The organism is Arthrobacter sp. P1_B4, from assembly GCF_056406555.1.
Genome location: NZ_JBFTZW010000008.1, coordinates 24,516 through 48,651, shown reverse-complemented (window position 1 = coordinate 48,651; position 24,136 = coordinate 24,516). Strand labels below are relative to the sequence as shown.

The 24,136-nt window shown below is 68.2% G+C and carries 21 protein-coding genes; 9 read left to right on the top strand and 12 right to left on the bottom strand.

The genetic code is table 11. The annotated features are described in order from the left end of the window. Positions 1 to 78: 78 nt before the first annotated feature. Positions 79 to 441 (bottom strand): iron chaperone, encoded by a 363-nt coding sequence (locus tag AC1D1W_RS05630; RefSeq protein ID WP_243181492.1) that lies wholly within the window; start codon positions 439 to 441, stop codon positions 79 to 81. Positions 442 to 472: 31 nt separating this feature from the next. Beyond that, positions 473 to 1,369: a hydroxymethylpyrimidine/phosphomethylpyrimidine kinase gene (locus AC1D1W_RS05625; RefSeq protein WP_476943168.1), complete on the bottom strand. Its 897-nt coding sequence runs from the start codon at positions 1,367 to 1,369 to the stop codon at positions 473 to 475. A gap of 157 nt (positions 1,370 to 1,526) precedes the next feature. On the opposite strand from AC1D1W_RS05625, the gene AC1D1W_RS05620 reads away from it, so the two are divergent. Further along, positions 1,527 to 2,990 carry an MFS transporter gene (locus AC1D1W_RS05620; RefSeq protein WP_476943167.1) on the top strand — a complete coding sequence of 488 codons (1,464 nt, stop codon included), beginning with the start codon at positions 1,527 to 1,529 and terminating at the stop codon, positions 2,988 to 2,990. 138 nt (positions 2,991 to 3,128) lie between these two features. Here AC1D1W_RS05620 and AC1D1W_RS05615 read toward each other — a convergent pair whose 3' ends face one another. Both AC1D1W_RS05615 and AC1D1W_RS05610 read right to left on the bottom strand, forming a co-directional pair. Further along, positions 3,129 to 3,911, bottom strand: a complete 783-nt coding sequence (locus AC1D1W_RS05615) for an ABC transporter permease (RefSeq protein WP_476943166.1) — start codon at positions 3,909 to 3,911, stop codon at positions 3,129 to 3,131. Further along, on the bottom strand, positions 3,911 to 4,735 hold the full coding sequence (locus AC1D1W_RS05610; RefSeq protein WP_476943165.1) for an ABC transporter ATP-binding protein: 825 nt from the start codon (positions 4,733 to 4,735) through the stop codon (positions 3,911 to 3,913). Before AC1D1W_RS05610 ends, AC1D1W_RS05615 begins: the two co-directional genes overlap by 1 nt. 358 nt (positions 4,736 to 5,093) lie before the next feature. On the opposite strand from AC1D1W_RS05610, the gene AC1D1W_RS05605 reads away from it, so the two are divergent. Next, complete coding sequence (locus tag AC1D1W_RS05605; protein WP_459383777.1) at positions 5,094 to 5,789, top strand: queuosine precursor transporter; 696 nt, start codon at positions 5,094 to 5,096, stop codon at positions 5,787 to 5,789. 156 nt (positions 5,790 to 5,945) lie between these two features. Here AC1D1W_RS05605 and AC1D1W_RS05600 read toward each other — a convergent pair whose 3' ends face one another. From AC1D1W_RS05600 to AC1D1W_RS05575, 6 genes are all read right to left on the bottom strand, one after another. Then, positions 5,946 to 6,887 carry a type IV toxin-antitoxin system AbiEi family antitoxin domain-containing protein gene (locus tag AC1D1W_RS05600; protein WP_476943164.1) on the bottom strand — a complete coding sequence of 314 codons (942 nt, stop codon included), beginning with the start codon at positions 6,885 to 6,887 and terminating at the stop codon, positions 5,946 to 5,948. Between the two features lie 257 nt (positions 6,888 to 7,144). Next, positions 7,145 to 8,443 carry a tRNA guanosine(34) transglycosylase Tgt gene (gene tgt / locus AC1D1W_RS05595; RefSeq protein WP_476943163.1) on the bottom strand — a complete coding sequence of 433 codons (1,299 nt, stop codon included), beginning with the start codon at positions 8,441 to 8,443 and terminating at the stop codon, positions 7,145 to 7,147. 33 nt (positions 8,444 to 8,476) lie between these two features. After that, a complete protein-coding gene (locus AC1D1W_RS05590; RefSeq protein WP_476943162.1) occupies positions 8,477 to 9,202 on the bottom strand; it encodes an SRPBCC family protein in 726 nt (241 codons plus the stop codon). Between the two features lie 52 nt (positions 9,203 to 9,254). Beyond that, complete coding sequence (locus AC1D1W_RS05585; protein ID WP_243181500.1) at positions 9,255 to 10,337, bottom strand: DUF6707 family protein; 1,083 nt, start codon at positions 10,335 to 10,337, stop codon at positions 9,255 to 9,257. Between the two features lie 120 nt (positions 10,338 to 10,457). After that, positions 10,458 to 10,997, bottom strand: a complete 540-nt coding sequence (locus AC1D1W_RS05580) for an NUDIX hydrolase family protein (RefSeq protein WP_079551800.1) — start codon at positions 10,995 to 10,997, stop codon at positions 10,458 to 10,460. Between the two features lie 38 nt (positions 10,998 to 11,035). Beyond that, complete coding sequence (locus AC1D1W_RS05575) at positions 11,036 to 12,229, bottom strand: PucR family transcriptional regulator (protein ID WP_243181501.1); 1,194 nt, start codon at positions 12,227 to 12,229, stop codon at positions 11,036 to 11,038. Between the two features lie 153 nt (positions 12,230 to 12,382). Between AC1D1W_RS05575 and AC1D1W_RS05570 the strand changes: the two genes are divergently transcribed. The 5 genes from AC1D1W_RS05570 to AC1D1W_RS05550 are packed head-to-tail and all read left to right on the top strand — an operon-like array spanning position 12,383 to position 19,834. After that, entirely contained in the window at positions 12,383 to 13,720 is a 1,338-nt protein-coding gene (locus AC1D1W_RS05570) for an MFS transporter (RefSeq protein WP_243181502.1), read from the top strand. Further along, entirely contained in the window at positions 13,717 to 15,342 is a 1,626-nt protein-coding gene (locus AC1D1W_RS05565; protein ID WP_476943161.1) for a thiamine pyrophosphate-dependent enzyme, read from the top strand. Before AC1D1W_RS05570 ends, AC1D1W_RS05565 begins: the two co-directional genes overlap by 4 nt. 12 nt (positions 15,343 to 15,354) lie before the next feature. Next, complete coding sequence (locus tag AC1D1W_RS05560) at positions 15,355 to 16,782, top strand: gamma-aminobutyraldehyde dehydrogenase (protein WP_476943160.1); 1,428 nt, start codon at positions 15,355 to 15,357, stop codon at positions 16,780 to 16,782. Between the two features lie 19 nt (positions 16,783 to 16,801). Beyond that, positions 16,802 to 18,562, top strand: a complete 1,761-nt coding sequence (locus AC1D1W_RS05555) for an amidohydrolase (protein WP_476943159.1) — start codon at positions 16,802 to 16,804, stop codon at positions 18,560 to 18,562. A gap of 9 nt (positions 18,563 to 18,571) precedes the next feature. Beyond that, positions 18,572 to 19,834: a M20 family metallo-hydrolase gene (locus AC1D1W_RS05550; RefSeq protein ID WP_476943158.1), complete on the top strand. Its 1,263-nt coding sequence runs from the start codon at positions 18,572 to 18,574 to the stop codon at positions 19,832 to 19,834. A 77-nt stretch (positions 19,835 to 19,911) separates the two neighbouring features. Here the strand turns inward: AC1D1W_RS05550 and AC1D1W_RS05545 are convergent, their stop codons facing one another. Beyond that, positions 19,912 to 20,688 carry a VOC family protein gene (locus AC1D1W_RS05545; protein ID WP_476943157.1) on the bottom strand — a complete coding sequence of 259 codons (777 nt, stop codon included), beginning with the start codon at positions 20,686 to 20,688 and terminating at the stop codon, positions 19,912 to 19,914. A gap of 92 nt (positions 20,689 to 20,780) precedes the next feature. Here AC1D1W_RS05545 and AC1D1W_RS05540 point away from each other — a divergent pair, with 92 nt between their 5' ends. Beyond that, positions 20,781 to 21,380: a YdeI/OmpD-associated family protein gene (locus AC1D1W_RS05540; protein ID WP_028278064.1), complete on the top strand. Its 600-nt coding sequence runs from the start codon at positions 20,781 to 20,783 to the stop codon at positions 21,378 to 21,380. Positions 21,381 to 21,459: 79 nt separating this feature from the next. Next, positions 21,460 to 22,242: a phosphatase PAP2 family protein gene (locus tag AC1D1W_RS05535; RefSeq protein WP_476943156.1), complete on the top strand. Its 783-nt coding sequence runs from the start codon at positions 21,460 to 21,462 to the stop codon at positions 22,240 to 22,242. Here AC1D1W_RS05535 and AC1D1W_RS05530 read toward each other — a convergent pair. Beyond that, positions 22,195 to 24,123: a glycogen debranching N-terminal domain-containing protein gene (locus AC1D1W_RS05530; RefSeq protein WP_476943155.1), complete on the bottom strand. Its 1,929-nt coding sequence runs from the start codon at positions 24,121 to 24,123 to the stop codon at positions 22,195 to 22,197. The two genes, AC1D1W_RS05535 and AC1D1W_RS05530, sit on opposite strands and share 48 nt — an antisense overlap. Positions 24,124 to 24,136: the final 13 nt, after the last annotated feature.

Sequence of the window (24,136 nt, the reverse complement as noted above, 5' to 3'; positions counted from 1 at the left end):
GGCACCCACATCGCCGGAAGCCCTCCAGTTCGCCACAAACTTCCGGCGAATTGGAGGGACTCCGGCGAACTCGGCGGCTTAGGGAGTCCCGCTCCGGCGCTCTTGTGCCAAGGCCGCCGCCACTTTTCCAATCAGCTCGTACGGGACAGGCTTCCGCAACGGGAACTTCAGGCTGCCCTTCGCTGCGCGGTAGGGGGCGAGTTCCGTGCTCAGCGATTCGTCGCCGTCGGGCACGGGGTAGACGGAGATGTGGTGCGCCCAGCCCGCGAAATAGACGACGTATTTGCCCCCGAGCGTGATCGTCGGGATGCCGTAACTGATCATCTCCCCTGATCCTGGTACCGCGGCATGGCAGTGCCGCCGGATCTCCTGCAGCGCCTCCTGCACGTCAGCAGGAAACGAGGCGATGTATTCCTCCACGGACTCAAAGTGCTGTGCCATTGCCGTTTCCTCCAATGATCCCAGCAACGAGTTAGCGCGGGCCGCCCTGCCACAAGGCATCGAACGGGGCGCCCGAGGCCACGCGGTTCCGGATGCCGGCGGTCACAAACGCCTTCGCCGTCCGGGCGGCGGCCAGCGGCGTCGCGCCCTTGGCGAGCTCGGCCGTCACCGCCGCGGCCAATGAGCACCCGGCGCCGGAGACTGCCACCTCGCCCACCTTCGGGGCGGACAGGACTTCCAGGGTTTCGCCGTCATAGTAGACGTCGACGGCGTCGGGGCCTTCGAGCCGCACGCCGCCCTTGGCGAGCACCGCGGCGCCGCTGAGCTCATGGATGCGGACCGCGGCGGCCTTGAGGGACTCGACGTCGGTGATCTCCAGCCCGGAGAGCGACTCGGCCTCGAAATGGTTGGGGGTGACGAAGGTGGCCAGCGGCAGGATGTGGGACTTGAGCGCCTGGTCGGTGTCCAGGGCGTGGCCCGGCTCCTGGCCCTTGCAGATCAGCACCGGATCCAGCACCACGTTGGCGAACTGCCCGGCCGCCAGCGCCGCGGCCACGGTCGAAATCGTCGCCGGGCTGCCCAGCATGCCGATCTTGACGGTGTCCAGCACGGCCGGTGCGCCGGACGCGGCACCGTAAGCCGCCGTCGTCGCTTCCAGCTGGTCCGCGATGACCTGCTGGTCCACCGGGACAAAGCGGTGGTTCCAGTTGTCCTTGGGGACGAAGGACACGATGCAGGTCAGGTTCGCGATCCCGAAGACGCCGAGTTCCTGGAACGTCTTCAGGTCAGCCTGCGCGCCGGCGCCGCCGGTCGCCTCGGAGCCTGCGATGGTCAGCGCGACGGCGGGGGAGGAGGCGGGCCCGGTAGCTGTATCGGAAGCAGCAGCGCCATCCGCCAGGGCGGTGGAATCGAATGCGGTAGAAGTCATGGTCCCATCCTGCCATCCCGCCAAATCCGCCAGCATTGTGCTCATGAACAAACATTCCATGAACAGTATGAACAAAACCTGAGTGTTCCGGATCACGCGGGCTAGGGTGGCGGACGGTGTTGCTTACCGGCGGCGCCGGATCCAGGAAGGTTCATTGATGAGCACCCAACTGACCGAAGCGGCCCAGACCCGGAAAGCCGTCGGCAACATCCTCAAAGGCTCGGCCGGCAACCTTGTCGAGTGGTACGACCTCTACGTCTACACCGTGTTCGCGGCCTACTTCCAGGCGCACTTCTTCAACTCCAAGGACGAGCTCCAGGCCGGCCTCGAGGCGATGGCCGTCTTCTCGACGTCCTTCCTGATGCGCCCGATCGGTGCCTGGTTCTTTGGCCGTTACGCCGACCGCAAGGGCCGCAAAGCCGCGCTGACACTGAGCGTGACCATGATGTCCGCCGGCTCTTTCGCGATCGCGGTGCTGCCCACCCAGGACGTGATCGGCCTGTGGGCCCTGATCCTGCTGGTCCTCATCCGCGTGATCCAGGGCTTCTCCGTGGGCGGTGAGTACGGCACCAGCGCCACGTACATGTCCGAGGCTGCCACCTCCAAGCGCCGCGGCTTCTTCTCCAGCTTCCAGTACGTCACCCTGGTCGGCGGCCAGATGCTGGCACTGCTGGTCCTTGTGGTCCTGCAGAACGCCATGCCCAAGGCCGAGCTGACCGAGTGGGGCTGGCGCATCCCGTTCGCGGTGGGCGGCGTGGCCGCGCTGGTGGTCCTGTGGCTGCGGCGCTCCATGGAGGAAACCGTCTCGGCCGAACAGCTCGAGGCCGCAAAGGCCCCTGCCGTGGGAGGCCAGGCGCAGCCCGGAACCATGAAGCTGCTGTTCACCAGCTACTGGAAGCCGCTCATGATCTGCATCGGAATCACCCTTGGCGGCACGGTGGCGTTCTACACGTACACCAACTTCATCCTGAAGTTCATGAACGATACCTCCGGCATCGCCAAGACGGACACGTCGGTCATCAACTTCTGGGCACTGTTCATCTTCATGCTGCTCCAGCCGGTCTACGGCATCATCTCGGACAAGGTAGGCCGCAAACCGCTGCTGCTGTGGTTCGGCATCACCGGCGTCCTGTTTACCTGGCCGCTCCTGTCCGCGCTCGCCGGTACCAAGGATCCGATCACCGCGTTCCTGCTCATGATGGGCGGCCTGCTGATCGTAGGCGGCTACACGTCCATCAACGCCCTGGTGAAGGCCGAGCTCTTCCCCGCGTCCATCCGTGCCCTCGGGGTGGGCCTGGGCTACGCGATCGCCAACTCTCTCTTCGGCGGCACCGTCCCGCTCATCGGCGCTGCACTGCAGAAGACCGGACAGGAAGAGCTGTTCTTCACCTACGTCACCGTGGCCATCGGCATCTCCCTGCTGGTCTACATCTTCGCCCTGAAGAACAAGAAGTCCACGCACCTGGATCACGAACAGGGCCACGCCTGGGTGGCTGCTGGTCCGGGCGCGGCCCCGGGGGCGGCTGCTGGTCCGGGCGCGGCCGCGGATGCGGCTGCTGGTGGTCCGGGCGACGGCGGCAGGGACGAGGACAAGGACCTCATCGACGCCTCGCGCCGCTAGGGCAGGCCGCAGGCCGTCCTCGAATTCGCCGGAAGCGCGCCGGGTCGCCGTATGTTCACGGCGACTTGGCGCGTATCCGGCGAACTCGCGGCCTAAGGCGCGAATGGACGGCGACAACGACGGCGGCCCGGGCCCACGCTATTGGGCGTTGTCTGCGAACCGCAGCTGCAGGATCGTTGCGGCGGTGCCCGCCACGAACGTTCCCGCGAGCACAACATAGCTGCCTGGCGGGAGCGAGCCGACAGGATCGGCCACCATGCCGATCAGCAGCGGGACGATCGAATAAGGGAACCACTCCGCCCAGCCGGTCTTGCCGAACAGATTGCCCAGGGCCAGCATAACGAGCGAGAAAGCGATGGGGGCCACTTCGCCTCGGCTCCACACAGCGATCCAGGCGACCACGGGCGCGAGCAGGAATGAGATCGTCGCAGCGAGGAGCACGTGTGCGATTCCCGCCGCGGCCAACTCTGCCGAGAACCCCGGCAGCCCCAACACCAGTCCGATCGCCATGGCCTCGACGAGGACTATGACGATGAGCGCCATCCACCATACGGCCGCGACCGCCAGCTTGGCGACGGCGAACCAATGACGGGCTACGGGCAGCGCGAGCATGTTCTTGGCGGTGGCATCACCGTACTCCCGGCCAAACAGGTGGGCGATGATGAAGGTCAGCAGCAGCATCCCGCCGACACCGAAGACCAGCGTGAGCATGTAGAAGTATTGGAGCCACGTCGCCTCAAGCCCGGCAAGGCTGGCTTTGGTACCCAGAAGCCCCAGCTGGGCCGCCCGCCCCGGTTCGCGCACGATCCACATGAAAAGCGCAATACCGAGCGGCATGATCGCGAGCACCGCCAGCGTGGCCCACGTCGCCTTGGCACGGTGGAGCTTCATGAACTCGGTGCCAAGAACCTGACCGAACATCAAACCGCGCCGCCCTCGGACGAAGCGCCGCTCCTCCGGCCATCGGCACCGCGCGCATCGCCCGTCCGCGCCAGGAAGTAGCGTTCCAGATCCAGTGTAAGCAGCGCCTGCTCGCGCTCTTCCGGGGTGTAGGCGCCAGTCGCGAACGCGCGTGCCTTCGCGGCGAGTTCGTCGCGCGACGACTCCTCGATGAGACGGCCGTCGTGGACGATACCGATGCGGTCGGCCAGGTGAGCGACCTCGGCGAGGATGTGGCTCGACATGAAGACGGTGGCGCCGCGCTTGTCGGCGAGCGAACGGAGCAGCTCGCGGATCTCGACTATGCCGGCCGGATCAAGGCCGTTGGCGGGCTCGTCGAGCACGAGCAGTTCGGGGGAGTGCAGCAGTGCGCGGGCGAGGGCTAGACGCTGTTTGTTGCCGAGCGAGAGCTGCCCGGCACGCCGATCGGCATAAGGATCCAAGCGCAGCAGCGTGATCGAGTCGGCGACCGACCGCGGCGGCGAGCCCGTGAGCCGGCGCTGGATATCCAGATTCTCGCGCACGGTGAGGTTGGGGTAGGCGGTCGCGGTCTCGACGAGGAAGCCAACGCGGGCGAACACGGCGGTCTCGCCAGGGATGATGCGCTGGCCTAGGACGCTCACCTCCCCGCTGCTCGGCCGGATCAGGCCGAGCATCATGCGGATGGTTGTCGTTTTGCCCGCCCCGTTCCTGCCGAGGAACCCGTAGATCTCGCCCCGGCGGACGTCGAGGTTGAGCGAGTCGACGGCGGTGACGTCGCGGTACCGCTTGACGAGGGCGCGCGTGGAAACTGCGGTGTCAGGCATGGGGCTCCTCCTTGGCCCCATCCTGCCACCACGCCCGGAGCGTTCACAGGGTGTGGGCAAGCTTCATAGGATGGGCAGTGCGGAAGCGCTGCGACTTCGAATTCGCCGGAAGCGCGCCGGGTCGCCGTACATTTACCGCGAGCTCGAGGGCTTGCCGCGAACTCGCGGCTCCTGGCCGCCGCCCAGACTCCCATGCCGCCGCCCCCATACCGCCGTGCCCGCACCGTCGGGTGCGAGAATGGAGGCGGTTCCGGCTGCTTGTGTTACCGGGACCGTCCAGTGCTAATACAGCCGGCCGCCCAGCGTGTTCCCTTTGCGGGTGTGGGCCGCCGAGCGAACCACTACGAATGGAATACCCATGACTTCCGCCAAGACCTTCCCGGCGTCAGCCGCACCAAGGTTCGCCTCGATCGGCTCCCCGCATTTCGGCATCATGCTCGCTGTCATGGCCGTGGTACTGATCCTGTCCAACATCGGGGCGTCCAAGGGCGTGGCGATCGGCCCCGTCATCACCGACGGCGGCTTCTTCCTCTTCCCGCTGGCGTACATCCTGGGCGATGTCATCAGCGAGGTCTACGGCTTCAAAGTGGCGCGCAAGGCCATCATCACCAGCTTTGCGCTGTCCGTCTTCGCGTCGCTCTGCTACTGGGTCATCATCGCCCTGCCGGGGTTCGACGACGAATACGGTTCCGCCAAACAGGCAGCCTTGGAAGGCGCACTGGGGCCGGTCCCGCAGATTGTGCTGGCATCGCTGCTGGCCTTCCTCGCCGGCCAGACCATCAACTCCTGGATCCTGGTGAAGATGAAGGCGCGGACCGGGGAAAGGTCCCTGTGGGCGCGCATCATGGGCTCCTCCGTGGCGGGTGAGTTCGTGGACACCCTGATCTTCTGCAGCATCGCCGCATCCGTGATCGGAATTACCGACGCCGCGATGTTCGTGAACTACGTCCTCGTGGGCTTCCTCTACAAGACCCTCGTGGAGTTCGCCTTCGTGCCGCTGACCTCGCTCGCCATCGGCTGGGTCAAGAAGCGCGAACCGAGCTACGGCGCCTAGGACTCCGCCGCCGTGCGCCGGCCGGTTCGGAGCCAGCAGCCGCCCAATTCGCCGGAAACCCGCGGTGTCGCCGTAAGTGTCCGACGACGTGGCGCGCTACCGGCGAATTCGAGTCTGCGGGGTGCGGGGTGCCGGGCGCCGCAACGCATTCGACGCTCAGGGGCACCGGCGGCCGGCCAGCGCACGAAGCAGACGGTGCTTGAATTCCTGCTCGCGAAAGAGGTCCTTCCACTCCACGCGGACGAACCGCCAGCCCTCTTCAACCAAGGCCTTCTCCCGACGCCGTTCCTCGAAGAGCACCTCGGCCGCGGGCCTGTAGTCGAAGTACTTGATCTTGCCGTCGAACTCGAGGGCGACCTTTTCCTCCTTCCATGCAAAGTCCAGGCGATGGCGCCCGGCGCGGCTCGACACTTCCAGCTGCGGCTCAGGTGGTCGGATCCGCAGCCGCAGGATCAGGTCGCGGGTCAGGGTCTCACCGGGAGATTCGGAGCGAGGATCGGCCGCGGCCAGGACGCGGCGGAAAGTCCGAATGCCCCGGCGGCCGTCCAGATCATCTGCCATGGCCTGCAGGGCGCCCGGGTCCGCGCCGAGTCGAAGCGCGTGGTCGGTGAGGATCAACGCCGGCCTGTAGGGCAGCAGCATGGCGCAGTCGGCCGTCGTGCGCTCCAGGGACGTGGTCCGGAGGCCGTTCACCACGGCGACGTCGTGGTCGGCGAAGGGGCGCGTGTGGCAGCGGACGTCCCTGCCGTGTCGCTCGTTCGAGGGCCGTACCTTCTGGAGGACATGGATCATGTCATCCACTTCCCACAGGTGGAGGAGGCGGAGGCGCGCTGCGGAAGTGTGGCTGTAGTGGAAGGCTCCTGTCGACGTCGTACGCGTTCCGTGGGCGTGCGCGTAGATGAGCTGCCGGCTCCGGACAGTAGGCGACTGGGCGTTCCAGAGGCTGGCGCGGATGTAGCAGCCGTGCCGGAGCCGGACGAGGGTGCCTGAATCGAGGAGCGAGCGGACGGCGCGCGAGCTGAAGCCGAGATCCAGGAGCTGTTCGGTGCGCCAGAGGTTACCGGCCGGCGGCAGCTCCAACACGGGGTTATGCGTCATGCCACCAGCTTCGGCCGCTGCAGGAGCAGGCGGGAGGCCCCGCCGTCGCTATGTGGATAACACGAGAGCGCCGCACCTTGGCTTCTTTGGGGGACGGCTGCTTTGGACGCCGCCCAATTCGCCGGAACGTGGCGAGGGCGCCGCAAAGTTACGGCGAAGTCGGTGGTTTCCCGCGAATTCGAGAGGCCGGCCGCTTCGGGTGGGAACGCGGGCGGTGGTGCCGCGGACGATGAGGTCCGGCTGGACGCCGGGGCGCCCTAGGAGTAGTAGTTCGCCAGGGTCTCGGCCTTGAACTCGAAGAACTTGCCTGCCTCGATGGCGAGCCGGGCGTCGTCGACCATCTTCACCACGAAGCGCTCGTTGTGGATCGAGATCAGGGTGGCCGAGACCATCTCCTTGGCCTTGAACAGGTGATGGATGTAGGCCCGCGAATAGTTCAGGCAGGCGTAGCAGTCGCAGCCTTCCTGCAGCGGGCCGAAGTCGCGTTTGTACTTGGCGCCGGAGAGGTTGAACCGGCCGGTGGGGTGGTAGAACGCCGAGTTGCGGGCCACCCGGGTGGGGGAGACGCAGTCGAAGGTGTCCGCGCCGTTTTCAATGGCCGTGAAGATGTCGTCCGGTTCGGAGATGCCCAGCAGGTGCCGCGGCTTGTTCTCCGGCAGTTCCTCGTTGCACCAGCGCACGATCGTGCCGAGGTTCTCTTTCTCCAGCGCCCCGCCGATCCCGTAGCCGTCGAAGTTCATGGCGCCGAGGTCGCGGCAGGCCTTGCGGCGCAGGTCCTCGTATTGGGCGCCCTGGATCACCCCGAACAGGGCCTGGTAGGGCTTGCCGGCGCGCTCGTCCGTGAGCCGGAAGTGCTCGGTGATGCACCGCTCGGCCCAGCGCCGGGTCCGCTCCAGGGACTCCTCCTGGTAGCCGCGGGAGTTCTGCAGCGTGGTGAGCTCGTCGAACGCGAACATGATGTCCGCGCCGATCTGGTGCTGGACGTTCATGGAGATCTCGGGGCTGAAGCGGTGCCGGTCGCCGTTGAGATGGCTCTTGAACCACACGCCTTCCTCGTCCACGTGGGCCAGGCGTTCCTTTCCGGGGGCGACGGCGTCGTCGGGCCCTGAATTGTCCACCGATTTCATGTCGATGACCTTCTTGAACCCCGAGCCCAGGCTCATCACCTGGAAGCCCCCGGAATCGGTGAACGTGGGCCCGCGCCAGTTCATGAACGCGCCCAGGCCGCCGGCCTCGTCCAGGATGTCCGCGCCCGGCTGCAGGTACAGGTGGTAGGCGTTGGCCAGCACCGCCTGCGCGCCGAGTTCGGCGATGGATTCCGGCAGCACGGACTTGACCGTGGCCTTGGTGCCGACGGCGATGAACGCCGGGGTCTGGATCTCCCCGTGCGGGGTGGCGATGGTGCCGGTCCGGCCCAGGAACTCACCGCCGTTGGCGGCAACCTGCCCGGCCGACGGCGGGCACGCCTCGCTCAGGCGTTTGCCCACGCGGAAGGAGAATTCGGACTGCCGGGCGGGCGCGGGGGACGAAGACGCGAAGTCAGGATTGGCTGGCACGGTTCAAGTGTGCCAGCTAACGCAGCTCAGGACTCAGTGGACGGGATCCGATGTGGGGTAGTTCTCAGCCCGCCACTTGTCCCAGTAGTCGCGGACCGCCTCCAGCTGGTGGGCCCCGAGGTCGTAGGTGGAGACGATTGCGAGGGATCCGCCGTCGGGCCGGACGTCGGCGATGGCGGGCTGGTCCGCCACGATCAGCAGGCCGTCCCCGTGCTCGGCATAGTTGTGGACCGTCAGGCCCACCTGGTGGTTGCTGCGGAACCACACTTTGCCGGAGATTTCCTCGCCCGTGGGCAGGGTGAGCGAATACGGGTCCCCCGGCGACGGGACATCGCTGAGCCCCAGTTTCTCTATCGCGGAACCGCCGGAGCCGGGCACGGAGAAGAAGAAGGTCCGGCGCTTGCCGTGCGGGTGCCGTTCCAGGGAGAAGCGCAACTGGTGGAGGAATGTCAGCCAGCCCTGGGTGATGTCCTCGTCCCAGGCCGCCCACTCGGAATTGTGGTCGATTGCCGCCCGGGTGACGCTGACCTCCGTGCCCGTGGGGACAGGTTTCAGGGTGAAAACGTCGCCGCCGTCGACTACCAGGGAGGTGTGGTCGGCGCCTTCGACCACATTGGGGCCGAAGTAGATTTCGTTGATTTCGGCCTCTTGGTCATCGGCCACCCAGCCGTGCCATTGGGCGATCTTGGCGGGTTCGCGCAGCATGGTCCAAACTTGCTGCGCGTCGGAATTGATCACAACGCTCAGATTGTTCGTCATGGGGTGAATCTACAACTCCGTGCCCGCCACGGGTAGGGCCCAACGCTAGACCTCAGGCGCGGACCGATTCGAGCTCGTTGGCGATCCGGCGTTCCAGCTCAACGGTGCCGATCGTTTCGGAGCCGCCGTGCGCGCGCAGGAACAGGAGCGCCTCGAGCCGCAGCAGGCGCCAGTCGCGTTCCGCATCCTGGTTCGCGTTGTCGATCGAGCGGAAGATTTCCTTGTCGTACAGGTTGGGCTCGTTGAGCGAGCGCTGGCGCACCTTGGCGTTGATCCGGGCCTTGAACGGGTCCGTTTCCATGGCCTCCGGCGCGCGGAGCAGTTTCTCGTAGATCCCGGCGCGCTGGTCCTGACCCAGCTGGCGGCAGATGTAGCTAGAGAGCGCCAGCGATGACTCCACGGAGGCCCAGCGGTCGGGGTTGCCGTCGAACGGCAGGACGTTGAGCAGGTCCGCGACCGCCAGGGCGTTGTCGGGGTCCTTGAGGGTGACGAAGAGCTCGTGCGCGAGGTCGCTGAGATCCTTCAGGCAGCTCCCGGACTTGGTGTTGATGCCCTTGGCGAGCCGTTCACTGAGCAGGAGCACCCCGACGGCGCCCGGATGGGCCTCGGCCGCGGCCTCCACCACCGACTCCGGCGTGCCGTCGGGTGCCGGGATGAGCGCCAGGTCCGCTTCGCTGGGTCCGCTCACGGCGGGGGGCGCAACAGGCTGGGGAGGAACGACGACGGCGGCGGCCGCCGTATTGTCGGGCCCGGCAGCGTCGGAGCCAGGTGCGTCGGACCCAGCAGTGTCGGATTCAGCTGCGTCGGGCCCAGGTGCGACCGGCTCAGCCTCGTCCGGCGCGGGGGCGCCGAAATCGGAAGGAGCTGGCGTGCCGGTCGCGCCGCCGTCGGACGCCGGGGTGCCGGCCCCGGCGTCGTCCGTAACGCGGACCAGTGATCCCGCCGCGATCCGCAGCACACCGCCACCGCTGAGGGTCGCCAACACCATGGCGGGAGTCCCAAAGTCGTCGGTTTCGACATCCACGCGATGGATCTCGGCGGAGCGGTTTCCGTCGGGCAGAATCAGGTGGTCACCGGCCCGCAGAGATCCAGCCTGCTGTTCACTGTAGTTCCGGGAGGCTGGGGGGTGGGTCATCGGGAGTCCTTAAAGTTCTCTTGCGGTCCGCCCAACAGTCTACAAAATCGGCCGCACGAAGTCGGGGACGCAGGGGAGCCCCCGAGAGTCCCCGGCCGGCGCCGGGCCCAAGGGAACCGGCTAGTTGCCGACTCCCGCGAAAGCCAGGGCCTGCCGGATCAAGGCCCCCCGGCCGCCGCTGAATTCGAGCTGCACGTCCGTGCCCATGACCTCCTGCGGGGTCATCCAGGTCAGCTCAAGGGCGTCCTGCCGTGGGGAGCATTCGCCGGTCACAGGAATGATGTACGCCAGGGCAACGGCGTGCTGGCGGTCGTCCGTGAAGCCGGTATGGGACGGCGACGGGAAGTACTCGGCCACGGTGAACGGCACCGGGCTGACCGGAAGCTGCGGGAAGGCGAGCGGGCCCAGGTCCTTCTCCATGTGGCGGAGCAGGGCGGCGCGGATGGTCTCGCGGTAGAGAACGCGGCCGGACACCAGGGACCGGACCATGGTGCCGTCCTCGTCGGCCTGCAGGAGGGTGCCGACCTCGTTCACGAACCCTAGGGGGTCCAGCCGGACCGGAACGGCCTCGACATAGACCATCGGCAGCCTGCCCCGCGCTTCGAACAGGTCGTCGTCGGAGAGCCAGCCGGGATTCGGGTCAGGGGTGCGCACATTCATGGTTAAGTTCTACCCCATCCCGTCCCCGAACCCCGGCGTCACGCCCAAGCGACGACGAGCCGGGCCGTCTGCGCCGGGACCGCCAGGTCCACGCCTGTCAGATCCTGAAAGCGGCTGATCCGGTTGAGGATGGTGTTGCGGTGGCAGAAGAGCTGCTGCGCTGTCGCCGTAATGCTCCCTGTTTCCAAGTAATGCTGGACGGTTTCTTTCAGCCGCTCCCGTTCGCCGCCGCGGCACCCGGACAGGCCGGCCTCAAGGTCGGCCAGCAGGTCCAGGCCGACGTCGAGCATTTGCTGCTTGGCCAGCCGGGCCCAGGCGGCCTCCGCTGACAGGGGCCCGGAATCGGAAGGCCGCAGCAGGGAGGCGAGGCTTCCGGCCGTGCGGGCGGCCGCGGGCAGCGCCCGCAGCCCGGCGACGCCCGGAACATAACCGCATGGGATGTCGGTCAACGCGGCGGGAACAGAGTGCCGGGCGCCGTCCCGGTATGGCGGGAGCGGCCAGAACGCGTAGGTGTTCCCACCGAATTCGTGGACGAAGAACCGGCTGCGAGTCTGTTGCCCGGAGCCCAGGCTGGTCGCGGCCGTTCGGAGACTCACTGCTGCGTCGCCACTGGCCGCCACGAGTCCGAAGCGGGCGGTCGAGTCCACGCCGAGGGCGGCGGCGACCTGGCTGACGGTCTCCGCGGTGGGGCTAGCCTGGTTGAAGAGCCGGGCAATGAATTCGCGGCGGATGCTGGACTCCTCCTGGGCCATCCGCACGCGTTCGGTCAGATAGCTCGTGTGGGTGCGCGTGGCGAATTGGTCCACGACGCGCCAGACCCTGTCCACACTGGATGCCAGCAGCGCGGCGTCCTCGGCATCGGCGATCTGCAGCAGGCCTTCCCAGATGATGCTGAAGTCCAGCCGGACGGCCGAGATGAGCGCCTCCGGCGGGATGCCGGCCCGGGCGCGTTTGGCGCCCAGATCGGCAGCAAATTCGAGGAGCGACTCCATCGCCGGACCAAGGGTGGACTGCTGCCGGAGTTCCTGTCCGCGCAGCCCGTCCACCAGGCGCCTGAATGTTTCGCGCGCAGTCACTTCGAGATCGCCGGAGCCCACCTGTTTTTCGGCATACTCGGGGATGTCACGGACCCTCGCCGTAAATGTTTCGGCCAGCGTGTCCAGCCGCCCGTGGAGCAGCTCCACCAGTTCGGCCCAGCGCAGGGAATCACCCGGCGAATGAAAATTGTGCATTCACACATTTTAGGCATGGAAATGCGTGATGCAATGCTAGTTTTTTGGACGAAATGTACTGGCAGAATGGAACAAGAGAAACCGGGTGAGCGCAGTCACACCCCGTCGGCCTTATCGGCCGGTTCCATCCCTTCCGCATTATTTGGAGTAATCATGGCAAGCAGCGCAAGCAACGCCACCACCACCGCCAGTCCGCAGTTGCCCCGGGTTGTCGATGAGAGCGTGGCCAAGAAAGTCGCCCTCGCGGCCCTCGTCGGAACGGCGCTGGAGTGGTACGACTTCTTCCTGTTCACGACGGCCGCAGCGCTGGTGTTCAACGCGCAGTACTTCGTGTCCCAGGACCCCTTCGTCTCGGCCATGAGCTCCTTTGCCACCCTGGCCGTGGGCTTCGTGGCCCGCCCGATCGGCGGCTTCATCTTCGGGGCCCTGGGGGACAAGGTGGGGCGCAAGAAGATCCTGATGGTCACCATCGTGGGCATCGGCCTCGTGACCGGGCTCATCGGCCTGCTCCCGAACTACATGACGATCGGCGTCGCGGCCCCCATCCTGCTGGTTGCCCTGCGCATCCTGCAGGGCCTCGCCGTCGGCGGCGAGTGGAGCGGCGCGGTGATCATCGCAGTCGAAAACGCCCCGGTTGCCAAGCGCGCCCGCTACGCTGCCCTCCCGCAGCTCGGCTCGCCTATCGGCACCATCCTGTCCTCCGGCGGCTTCTTCGGAATGCTCTACCTGGTGGGCCAAGCCAACTTCGATGCCTGGGGCTGGCGCATCCCGTTCATCGCGGCGATCCCGCTGCTGGCCATCTCGATGTGGATCCGCAGCAAGCTCAGCGAGTCCCCGGAATTCGAAGCCCTCATGGAGTCTGGCGAGACCGAGCACGCCCCCATCCGCGGCGTCCTGACGAAGAGCTGGCGCCAGATCCTGGTGGGCATGTGCTCGGCGCTGCTGGGCATCGGCGGCTTCTACCTCATCACCAGCTTCGTAGTCTTCTACGGCACCAAGGTGCTCAAGATGCCCTACGAAACCTTGCTTCTCGGCTCGCTCCTCGCTGCCGTCTTCGAAATCTTCGCCCTGATCTGGGCTGGCCGCATGGGCGAGAAATACGGTGCCAGCAAGGTCATCCTCTGGGGCGGCATCGCATCCGCCGTCATCGCCGTGCCGGTCTTCCTGGCCATCGACACCGCCAACCCCGCCCTGGTCATCATCGCCATGATCATCGGCGTGTGCACCCTGTCCATCCCTTACGCGGTGTCCGGAACGGCCCTGACCGCACTCTTCGCCACAAAGGTCCGGTACACCGGCGTCGCCATCACCTCCAACAGCGCGGGCGTCATCTCCGGCTTCGTGCCGCTGATCGCCACCGCCCTCGTGGCCGCCAATGGCAACTCATTCTGGCCCGGCGCCATCATCTTGCTGGTGGTGTCCGTATTGACCGCGCTGTCCGGCATTTTCCTCCCCGCACTGAGTATCGAAGAAAAGGGAATGAAGCATTGAGTGCAACAACCACCGCCGGGCACCTGATTGTTGCCCAGCTGGAACGAGCCGGTATCCAGCGCGTCTACGGTGTTCCCGGGGAGAGCTTCCTGGATGTGCTGGACGGCTTGCACGGATCCTCCATTGAAACCGTGGTGACCCGCCACGAAGGCGGCGCCGGGTTCATGGCCCTAGCCGAAGGCCGGCTCACGGAGCTTCCGGGCGTGGCCATGGTGACCCGTGGTCCCGGTGCAGCCAACGCCTTCATCGCCATCCACACCGCGCACCAGGACGCCACCCCGATGATCCTGTTCGTGGGCCTCATCCCGGTCGCGGACCGCGGCCGGGAGTCGTTCCAGGAATTCGACATCAACGCCTGGTTCGGCAGCACCGCCAAGAAAGTCGTGACGCTCGACGACGCCGCCTCCGCCGCCCGCGTGGTGGACGACGCCATCTTCACAGCACTCAGCGGCCGGCCGGGACCCGTGGTGATCGGCCTGCCCGAAGACGTGCTGGTCCACGCGATCGAATCGGCCACGGTGGAGCCCCGGACCGTCGCCCGGACTGAACCTGCAGCAGCCGATCTCGCCGGCCTCGAGACGCGCCTGGCCGCGGCCAAGAAGCCCCTGATCGTGGTGGGCGGCGAAGGCTGGAACCAGGCATCCTCCGACGCGCTGGCCGGCTGGGCCGCCCGCCACGGCATCCCGGTGCTCGCGGATTTCCGCGCCTATGACGCCGTCCCGCACGGCAGCGACTCCTACGCCGGCTACCTCGGCTACGCCCGTAGCGACGCCAACGCCCGCCGCCTCGACGAGGCCGACCTGCTGGTCTTCGTCGGCTGCGTCCGCGCCGACGTGCTCTCCGACGGCTACAAGCGCGGACTGGATGCCGTCACCGTCGTCGTCCACCCCGGCGCCGATCTGCTGGGCCACTTCGGCCGGCTGGACCAGCACATTCCGGCCCACGTCGCGTCCTTCGCCACCGCACTCGCCGCCACGGATTCCGCGGCGGATCCCGAGGCCGGCTGGCTGGCCGGGGCCCGTGCCGACTACGAAAAATTCTCCTCGGCGCAGCCGGATGGAGGCACGGGGGTGGACCTCGCCGTCGTCATGGAAATCCTCAAGCAGGAAATGGACGACGACGCCGTCATCACCTACGGGGCGGGGAACCACTCGCTGTGGCCGGCCCGCTACCTGAAGCACAACACCGCGAACTCACTCGCCGCACCCCGCAACGGGGCCATGGGCATGGGGATCCCGGCGGCGGTGGCTGCCTCCCTGGCCTACCCCGGCCGCCAGGTGATCTCCGTGGCCGGTGACGGCTGCTTCATGATGAACGGCCAGGAAATGGCCACGGCCATGGGCCACGGCGGGAAGTTCATCGCCCTCGTGGTGGACAACGGCATCTTCGCCACGATCCGTGAGCACCAGGAAGGCCACTACCCGGGCCGGCCCTCGGGCACACACATGACCAACCCGGACTTCGCCGCACTGGCCCGGTCCTACGGCGGCTACGGCGAACGGGTCGAGAAGGCAGAGGACTTCGGCGCCGCTTTCCGCCGTGCCGTCGACTCCGGGCTGCCGGCAGTCCTGCACCTCCCACAGGACCCCACCACCCGCTCGCCCAAGACCGCCAGCAACTGACCGGAGCCTGTCATGATCACCCTGCACAACATCATCAACGGTGAGATCGTCCCCGGCAGTGCCGCCGACGGTTCGGACGCGGCCACCCTGCCGTTCTTCGACCCCGCCACCGGAGTCCAGCTCGGCACCGCCCCGGACAGCGACGCCGCCACCGTAGACCGCGCCTTCCAGGCCGCCCACACCGCCTTCCAGAGCTACAAGCGGACCACCCCGGCCGAACGCCAGGCCATGATGCTCAAACTCGCCGACCTCATCGAGGCCAACGTCGACAGGCTCTTGGACGCCGAGGTAGCCTGCACCGGCAAGCCGCGCCAGATCACCCGCGAGATCGAGATCCTCCGCGGCGCCGACCAGCTGCGCTTCTTCGCCGGCGCCTGCCGCGTGGTGTCCGGGACCGCCCAGACCGAATACGTCCGCGGCTTTTCCTCCAGCGTCCGGCGCGAACCCCTCGGCGTGGTCGCCCAGATCACCCCGTGGAACTACCCGTTCATGATGGCCATCTGGAAGATCGGACCGGCGCTCGCCGCCGGCAACACGCTGGTCCTGAAACCGGCCGACACCACGCCCTGGTCCACCCTGGTGCTGGGCGAACTGGCGCAGGAGGCCTACCCCGCCGGCGTCGTCAACGTCATCTGCGGCGGCCGGGGGACCGGTGCCGCCATGGTGGATCACGAGATCCCGGAAATGGTGTCCATCACCGGCTCCACCCGGGCCGGGGCTCAGGTGATGTCCGCGGCGTCGAAGACCCTCAAGGACGTCCACCTGGAACTCGGCGGCAAGGCACCGGCGATCGTTTTCGCCGACACCGACATTGACCTGGCGGCCAGGGAGATCGCGCTCGGTGCGTTCTTCAACGCCGGGCAGGACTGCACCGCAGTGACCCGTGTGCTCGTCGAGGACTCCATCCACCAGGAGTTCGGCGCCGCGCTCGCCGCGGCAGCCGCAGCGCTGCAGGTGGGCGGCGACGCCGCGGACCTGGGTCCGCTGAACAGCGCCGCCCAGCTTGACCGGGTAGAAGGCTTCATGTCCCGGTTGCCCGCGAACGCCAGGGTCCTGGCCGGAGGCAAGCGGACGGGCGCCGGCTTCCACTTCGAACCCACCGTCATCGACGGGGTGTTCCAGGCCGACGAGGTGGTCTGCGAGGAAATCTTTGGACCCGTCGTCACCATCCAGCCCTTCCGGGACGAGGCCGAAGCCTTGGAGCTGGCCAACGGGACCAAGTACGCGCTGGCCTCCAGCGTCTGGTCCAACAACCACGGAGTGGTCACCCGGGTCTCCAATGAGCTGGACTTCGGCGCCGTCTGGATCAACTGCCATCAGGTGATCCCGGCCGAGGCACCGCACGGCGGTTTCAAGCACTCCGGGACAGGCAAGGACCTCTCCGTCTTTGGCCTGGAGGACTACACCCGCATCAAGTCAGTCACCACCTCCCACCGCTAAAGAACCGCGTAGGTAACCCTTGAAACTCGATCTGCTGCTGCGCAACGCGGACATCATCACCATGGATGAGCGCCGCCCGCATGCCACCTCGCTGGGAGTCTGGCAGGGCCGGATTGTGGGCCTCGACGACGACTTGGCAGGCCTGGACGCAGCCGAAGTCCTGGACCTCGGCGGCGCCACCGTGACCCCCGGCTTCATCGACGCCCACTGCCACACCACCTGGTTCGGGCTCGGCCTGGGCGAACTGGACGTCTCCGCCGCGCGCGGCCTGACGCAGCTCTACGCCCTGCTGGAGGCCGGCATGGCGGCAGACAGCGCGCGGCCTGAGGCAGGGCCAGAGCCGGAGCCCGGGACCGGGCCGGAACCGGACTGGCTGCTGGCCACCGGCTTCAGCCAGCAGCAGCACGGCGGCGAGTTCCCGGACATCACCGTCCTGGACCGGATTACGGGAAACCGGCCGCTGTTCATGCGGCACAACTCCGGGCACATGGCCGTAGTCAACACGGCTGCGCTCCGGCTGGCCGGCGCCGAACCGGCGTCGTTTCCGGACCCCGACGGCGGCGTCATTGTCCGCGACGCCGACGGCCGCCCCACCGGGCTGGTCCAGGAAACCGCGCAGCAGCTGATCCAGCAGCTGATCCTGCCGTACTCGTCCGAGGCGATCGAAGCCGCACTGGACCGGGCCACCAGCTACTACGCCGCGGAGGGCATCACGAGCTTCACCGAGGCCGGGATCGGCGGCGGCTGGATCGGCCACAGCCCTGTGGAGCTGGCCGCCTACCAGCGGGCGGCCTCCGCGGGCAGGCTCCACGCCCGGGCGCAGCTGATGCCCGTTCTGGATGTCCTCCACCCGCTCGGCGGGCAGCACCCGCCGGGCACCACGCCGGCCGGACTGGATCTGGGCATCGCCAGCGGCTTCGGCGGCGACTTCCTGTCCCTGGGCCCGGCGAAGGTTTTCCTGGACGGGTCACTGCTCGGCGAAACGGCCGCGGTCAGCCATGACTACTGCAGCCACGGCGGGACGGACAACACCGGCAACACCGGCTACTTCCAGGCCGAACCGGACGCGCTCCGGGCAAAGATCGAGGCCGCCTACGCGGCCGGCTGGTCGATCGCGGCGCACGCCATCGGCGACCGCGCCGTTGACCTCGCGATCGACATCATCACCGGCTGCGCCGCCAAATACGGCCCCCGGACCGTGCCCAACAGGATCGAACACGCCTCGATGACCCGGCCGGAACAGCTGCAACGGCTGGCCGCCGCGGACATCGCCGTCACCCCGCAGGCGAGCTTCTTCGCCGACGGCGGGGACGGCATGACGCTGTCCCTCGGCCCGGAACGGCTCGGTTGGGCCTATCGGGCGGCGTCGTTCCTGTCCGCCGGTGTGACACTCGCCGGCAGCTCCGACCGCCCCGTGGCCGACGGAAACGTGCTCCGCGGCATGCAGGCGTTCGTGGACCGGCGCACCGCCTCCGGGGCCGTGTTCGGGAACCCGGACGAGCGGCTGGGCCCGCTCCAGGCCCTGGCGGCCTACACCACCGGAGCCGCCGCAGCCACGGGCACGTCTGGCATCAAAGGCTCACTGACCACCGGGAAGCTGGCCGACTTCACCGTCCTGTCCGGGTCCCCGCTCACCGCGGGCAGCATCGCCGACCTCGAGGTGCTGGCAACCGCCGTCGGGGGGAGCTTTACGTTCCGGACCCCCGGCCTCACGTCCCCGGTTGCGGTCGATTCGGCCGCAACCGGTCCATTCTTCAGCACAGCCACCAATCGTTCATAGGGGAAAACCGTGACCACTCAGACCTCTTTCAGCACCCGCGACGCCGCGTTCGTGCGGGACTTCCACATCATGAGCGAATTCGGCGCTACCGAGAACGGCGGTGTGGAACGCCAGGCCGCCAGCGTGCCGGACGGCCAGCAGCGGCAATGGCTTACGGGCCTGCTGGAGGCCAAGGGCTTCACCGTACGGTTCGACCGGGTCGGCAACCAGTGGGGCCTCTATGAGGCCGTGCCGGGTGCCCCCTTCGTGGTGGTGGGATCCCACATGGATTCCCAGCCGACGGCGGGTCGCTACGACGGCGCGTACGGCGTGCTCGCCGCAACCCACGCGGCCTTCCGGCTCGTGGAGCAGTGGGCCGCGGCCGGAGCAGCCGGGCAGCCCCGGTTCAACATCGCGGTGGTCAACTGGTTCAACGAGGAGGGCTCCCGCTTCAAGCCGTCCATGATGGGCTCCTCCGTCTACACCGGAAAGCTCGAACTCGAGACCGCGCTGGCCACCACGGACGCGGCCGGAGTCTCGGTCCGCGAGGCCCTGGACGCGATCGGCTGCCGCGGCAGCTATGAGGGCCCCGAAGCCGCGTACTGTGCCGAGATACACATTGAGCAGGGCCGGAGCATGGAACGCGAAGGCATCACCATCGGGCTGGTGAACTCCAACTGGGCGGCCAACAAATACGAGTTCGTGGTCCACGGCGAGCAGGCCCACACCGGCTCCACCGTGATCGCGGACCGGAAGGACGCGCTGCTGGGCGCGTCCATGATGGTGGTCGCCGCGCGGGAACTCGCCGACACCTTCCCCGGCGTGCTGCACACCTCCGTGGGACAACTGAACGTCTACCCCAACTCGCCCGTCGTGGTGCCGTCCCGGGTGAGCCTGCTGCTGGACCTGCGCAGCGCCGACGAGGCTGTCCTTGCCGAGGCCGACGCCCTGCTGGACGAGCGGATCGCCGGGATCGAACGGCTGGCGAACGTCACGGTGGAGCGCAACCACGCCCACACCTGGCCCGTGACCCCCTACCAGCCCGAAGGCGTGGAACTCGCAGCCAAGGTGGCGGCGGACCTGGGCCTGGCGAACAAGCAGGTCATGACCCTGGCCGGGCACGATTCGACCAACATGAAGGACCTGGTCCCGACGGTGATGCTGTTTGTGCCCAGTGTGGACGGGATCTCCCACAACGAGCACGAATACACCACGGACGAGGACATCGTGGCCGGCCTGGCGATGCTCACCGAGGTAGTGAACCGGCTCTGCAACGGGGCGCTGGAGGACTGACCGCGGCCACCAAGGGCTGAACTCCACAGGTCCTCCGCGGCCACCGCGGAACCCCCAGGCGCCTGGCCAGTGCCGTCTCAGGCGCCTTCCGGCTTCTGGGAGATCCAGAGCATCGCCCCGTTGGGGTTCTCAGGCAGGTCAGCCGCGTCCGGGTTGGCCACGTGCAGGGTCCGCCCGAAGGCCTCTTCCGTCAGGCTGACCCGGTGGCCGGCGGCCGCCAGGCGGTCCCGCAGGCCACCGAGGTCGCCGGTGTATTCAAAGCCCAGGCCGGTCCGGGCGGCGCCGCTGGCGGGCCGGACCATCAGCACGCCGCCGTTCTTCGCCGTGAAATCCGCCGTTTCGTCGTCGTCCGGGGCCGGCCGTAGCCGGGCGCCCATGTTCCGCAGGGTTTGCGCGGCGGCGGCAGCGTCCGGCGTGAACCAGACTTCGACGACGGCGAGGGCAGGATCGGCGTCCGCGCACTGCGCGCCGTGGGCGGCCCTGTCCGCGAAGAAGCCGAACCCGTCCTCGCCCGTGATCCGGCAGGTATCGCCGTGGCGGGCACTGACCAGCTCGGCCGGGGTGGTCCCGTCCTCCGCGCCGGCCAGATTGGTGCGGCGCGCGAACTCCGCCAGATCCCCGACCTCGACGCCGAAGTCAGTCTTTCCATCCAGCACCATTCCGGCACCGGCACCGGCAGCGGCATCAGCCCCGGCGGCACCCGCCGCTACCCGGTGCAGCGCGAGGCGGCCCGAGCCGGCGTCGAACTCCTGCCAGTCGCCGTCGTCGACCGTGCGCACCATGCCGAGGGCGGACAGCAGGCCCTCCCACCGGTCCATGCGGGAGGTGTAGTGGATCGGGCGGACGCGCAGCATGGGATCTCCTTGCGAGGGACGGTTTTTGGCTCCTCCTGACATGGTGCCACCAAAGCACCCCTCCGGTCAGCACAGCAGGGCACAATGGGGCCATGGCTGCTGAACTTGAGGAACTGCTGGTGAAGGACGCCGCCGAGTGGCGCGCCTGGCTGGAGCAGCACCACGCGCAGAGTCCCGGCGTGTGGCTCGTGCTGCACAAAAAGGGCGGATCGGTGACGGAGCTGGACTACGAGGCCGCGCTGCAGGAGGCGCTGTGTTTCGGCTGGATCGACGGGCAGGGGCGGCGCCGGGACGAGGAAAGCTCATTCCAGCGGATGACCCGGCGGGGACCCAAGAGCGTGTGGTCGGCCCGGAACGTGGAGCGAATTGACCGCCTGGAGGCGGCGGGGCGGATGGCCCCCGCCGGGCAGGCGGCCGTCGCCGCCGCCAAGGCGGACGGGCGCTGGGAGGCCGCCTATTCGGGCGCGGCGACGGCGGAGGTCCCGGATGACCTCGCCGCCGCCATCGCGGCGGACCCGCGGGCGCAGGCGATGTTCGAGGTCCTGACGTCCGTGAACCGGTATGCCCTGATCTACCGCACCAACTCGGTCAAGCAGGCCTCCACCCGGGAGAGGAAGATCGCCGGGTTCGTGGAGATGCTGGCCAGGTTCGACACGCCGTACCCGCAGACCAGGCGGCCCCCGGAACCGTAGCGCTCGCCCGCCGCGCATCCCAGAGAATTCCCAGCGGCCTTGCTGGCTGCAGGGAGTTGCCTCTGGCAGGATTGGGCGAATGCTCCTTGCCCAGCGTGCCCCGCGACCCCCTGCCCGCCTGCCGCTGCCGTCCCAACAACGGCTMTTCTTCGTGGCAGCGGGCCTGTTAATTGCGGGTGAGACGATCTTCTGGACCGTGCTCGCCGCCGTGCAGTCGAACAGCGGCGTGGCTGACCTGGACGCGCCCGTGCACGACGGAATCGTGGCGTCCCGGACCCCCTTGGCCACCGCCATCCTGGCGGCCGTGACCACGGTGACGTCGCCGCTGTGGATGACGGTGATCGGCTGCGCCGTGGCACTGGCCTGGGCGGTCTTCAAGCGTGAAGTCTGGCGTCCAGCCCTGCTGGTCGGCGCTATGGCGGCCACCTTCGCGGTGTCCACGCTGGTGAAGCACGACGTCGGCCGGAGCCGGCCCGCCGCCAGCGGCTTCATGCTGGGACCCGACGACGCCCTGTCCTTTCCCTCCGGCCATACCTTCGGGGCCGGCGTCTTCCTGTGCGTCCTCAGTTACCTGCTGCTGGCGGCCCGCGGCACGCGGACGGGCAAACGGACGACGTCGGTGCTCGGCTTCGCGGCAGCGGCTGCCGGGACACTGGTGGTTGCCTTCAGCCGCCTGTACCTGGGGTATCACTGGCTGACGGACGTGCTCGCCTCCATGGGCCTGGCGCTCGCCGTTACCGGGATCGTTATCCTGGCCGACGGGCTGCGCGCCGCCGCGGCCCCGTCCGGGCATAGCCCAGTGGACGCGGGACTGTCAGAGTCCGACGCCCATCGCCTGGGCGATCACCACCGCCGAGGCTGAGGACCACGCCTGCGGGTGGCACGACGCCGGATACGGTACCGCGACGCTCGAGTCCTCGGCCCGCACCCCGGCGAACACCTCCGGCAACCGGTGCCCGAAGGAGGCCGCCGCCGCGATCAGGCCGTCGGCGAGGGTGCGTGCCTCTGCGACGAAACCGTCGGCTAGGAGGCCGCGGATCGCGATGGCGGTGTCGTGGCTCCAGACCGAGCCGCAGTGGTAGCTGAAGGGCCAAAACCCTGCGGCCCGCCGCGAAATCGTGTGCACGCCGTAGCCGGAGAACAGCTCGGGGCTCACCAGCCGGTCTGCGACGATCCGGGCTTCGGCCGCGTCCAGGATGCCCGTGCCCAGCAGATGTCCCATGTTTGAGCCCGGGATGTCCAACGGGACCCCGTGCCCGTCCAGGGCCATGGCCGGGAACGGCCCGCCGTCGTCCTCAACCCAGAAGCGCTCCCGGAACCTGATCCGGAGGGCCACGGCGAAGTCGCGCAGCGCCTGAGCGCCCGGTTCCCCGAACGCGTCGAACAGTTCCGCCGTCTCCATGGCTGCCTGGTACGCGTAGCCCTGCACCTCGGACAGGGCGATAGGCCCCTCGGCCTGCCGGCCGTCGCGGAACTGCATGGCGTCCCGGGAATCCTTCCAGCCCTGGTTGCTCAGGCCGTGGCCCGTGGAGTCACGGTAGCTGAGGAACCCGCCGTTGCCGGCTGCGCCGTCCGCTCCGGTGGAGCCGGCGGCGAGCAGCCACTCCGCGGCGCGAGCCGCGTTCGGCAGCAGCGACCGCACGGCGTCCTCGTCCCGGCCGGTGCGCCAGAGTTCACCGAGCAGGCAAAGCCATAACGGGGTGGAATCCACCGCCCCGAAGTACACCGGCGGCAGGCGCAGGTTCTGGCTCTCCAGCACCAGTTCCTTGGACCGCAGTTCGTGCAGGATCTTGCCGGGTTCCTCGGCGGCCGCCGCGTCCGTCCGGGTGCCCTGGAAAGCAGCCAGCGCGCGCAGAGTGCCCGCCGCCAGCCCGTTGTCCGTGCCGGTGTCCAGAGGCAGCAACAGCCGCGCAGCCCACAGCGAATCCCGTCCGAACAGCGTGAAGTACCAGGGCGCCCCGGCGGCGATGAACGGGGCGTCCGGCAGCTGGCGGGTGGCCAGGCGGAGCCCGGCCACGTCATCGAGGGAGTTATCCAGGAGCAGGCCCAGGGCCCCGGCCGGTCCGGTCCGCGGCGACCTGGCCGCGGGCGGGCGGGCAGCCACCACGGCGTCATCATGGTCGGTGAGGACGGCCTGCCATTCGGCCTCGAACGGCCGGCCCCGGCCCAGGGTTCCGCGCCAGGCGAGGTGGCCTTCCGGGGTGACGGCGCCCGGGGCCGCGACCGCCAGGGTCTTGCCACCCTCCTGCCAGCGCAGCGTGGACTCATCGGCAGAGACCGGCGCGGACGGGTCACGGAAGCGGCTGAGGCGGATCTGGGCCATGTCGGTGAAGTCGGCCGCGAGGGCTACGTCGATTTCGACGTCGAGGGAATCCAGCGAGGTGCGCAGCTGCAGGGTGTGCCGCACCACGCCCGGCGTCACCGTCCAGGTCTGGAGGAGCTCGACGGCGGGATCCTCCGTGGGTCCCGGGATGCCCCGGACCAGGCCCCGGACGCGCAGGACGCCGCCGGGCTCCGTCTCGACGGTGGCCGGTTCGGGTTCCAGGCCGTTGACGCGCACCAGCGCCCGGCAGAGCATCCGGGTGTCGCCGTGGAGCAGCCCGGTGAAGCCGGCCGGATCAGCGGAGTCACCGGCTCCGGGCGGTTTGACCTCCCCGGCCAGGCGGCCTTCCGGATCGAGCCACAGCTGGGTGGGGGCGGCAACGGAGCAGTGTTGGCGGTGCAGGCCTGGCTGAACAGTCATCCGCCTACCCTAT

Coding starts and splice junctions, on each gene's coding strand:
- AC1D1W_RS05630 (WP_243181492.1), bottom strand. CDS start 441: ATGGCACAGCACTTTGAGTCCGTGGAGGAATACATCGCCTCGTTTCCT.
- AC1D1W_RS05625 (WP_476943168.1), bottom strand. CDS start 1,369: ATGACTTCTACCGCATTCGATTCCACCGCCCTGGCGGATGGCGCTGCT.
- AC1D1W_RS05620 (WP_476943167.1), top strand. CDS start 1,527: ATGAGCACCCAACTGACCGAAGCGGCCCAGACCCGGAAAGCCGTCGGC.
- AC1D1W_RS05615 (WP_476943166.1), bottom strand. CDS start 3,911: ATGTTCGGTCAGGTTCTTGGCACCGAGTTCATGAAGCTCCACCGTGCC.
- AC1D1W_RS05610 (WP_476943165.1), bottom strand. CDS start 4,735: ATGCCTGACACCGCAGTTTCCACGCGCGCCCTCGTCAAGCGGTACCGC.
- AC1D1W_RS05605 (WP_459383777.1), top strand. CDS start 5,094: ATGACTTCCGCCAAGACCTTCCCGGCGTCAGCCGCACCAAGGTTCGCC.
- AC1D1W_RS05600 (WP_476943164.1), bottom strand. CDS start 6,887: ATGACGCATAACCCCGTGTTGGAGCTGCCGCCGGCCGGTAACCTCTGG.
- AC1D1W_RS05590 (WP_476943162.1), bottom strand. CDS start 9,202: ATGACGAACAATCTGAGCGTTGTGATCAATTCCGACGCGCAGCAAGTT.
- AC1D1W_RS05585 (WP_243181500.1), bottom strand. CDS start 10,337: ATGACCCACCCCCCAGCCTCCCGGAACTACAGTGAACAGCAGGCTGGA.
- AC1D1W_RS05580 (WP_079551800.1), bottom strand. CDS start 10,997: ATGAATGTGCGCACCCCTGACCCGAATCCCGGCTGGCTCTCCGACGAC.
- AC1D1W_RS05575 (WP_243181501.1), bottom strand. CDS start 12,229: ATGCACAATTTTCATTCGCCGGGTGATTCCCTGCGCTGGGCCGAACTG.
- AC1D1W_RS05570 (WP_243181502.1), top strand. CDS start 12,383: ATGGCAAGCAGCGCAAGCAACGCCACCACCACCGCCAGTCCGCAGTTG.
- AC1D1W_RS05560 (WP_476943160.1), top strand. CDS start 15,355: ATGATCACCCTGCACAACATCATCAACGGTGAGATCGTCCCCGGCAGT.
- AC1D1W_RS05545 (WP_476943157.1), bottom strand. CDS start 20,688: ATGCTGCGCGTCCGCCCGATCCACTACACCTCCCGCATGGACCGGTGG.
- AC1D1W_RS05540 (WP_028278064.1), top strand. CDS start 20,781: ATGGCTGCTGAACTTGAGGAACTGCTGGTGAAGGACGCCGCCGAGTGG.
- AC1D1W_RS05530 (WP_476943155.1), bottom strand. CDS start 24,123: ATGACTGTTCAGCCAGGCCTGCACCGCCAACACTGCTCCGTTGCCGCC.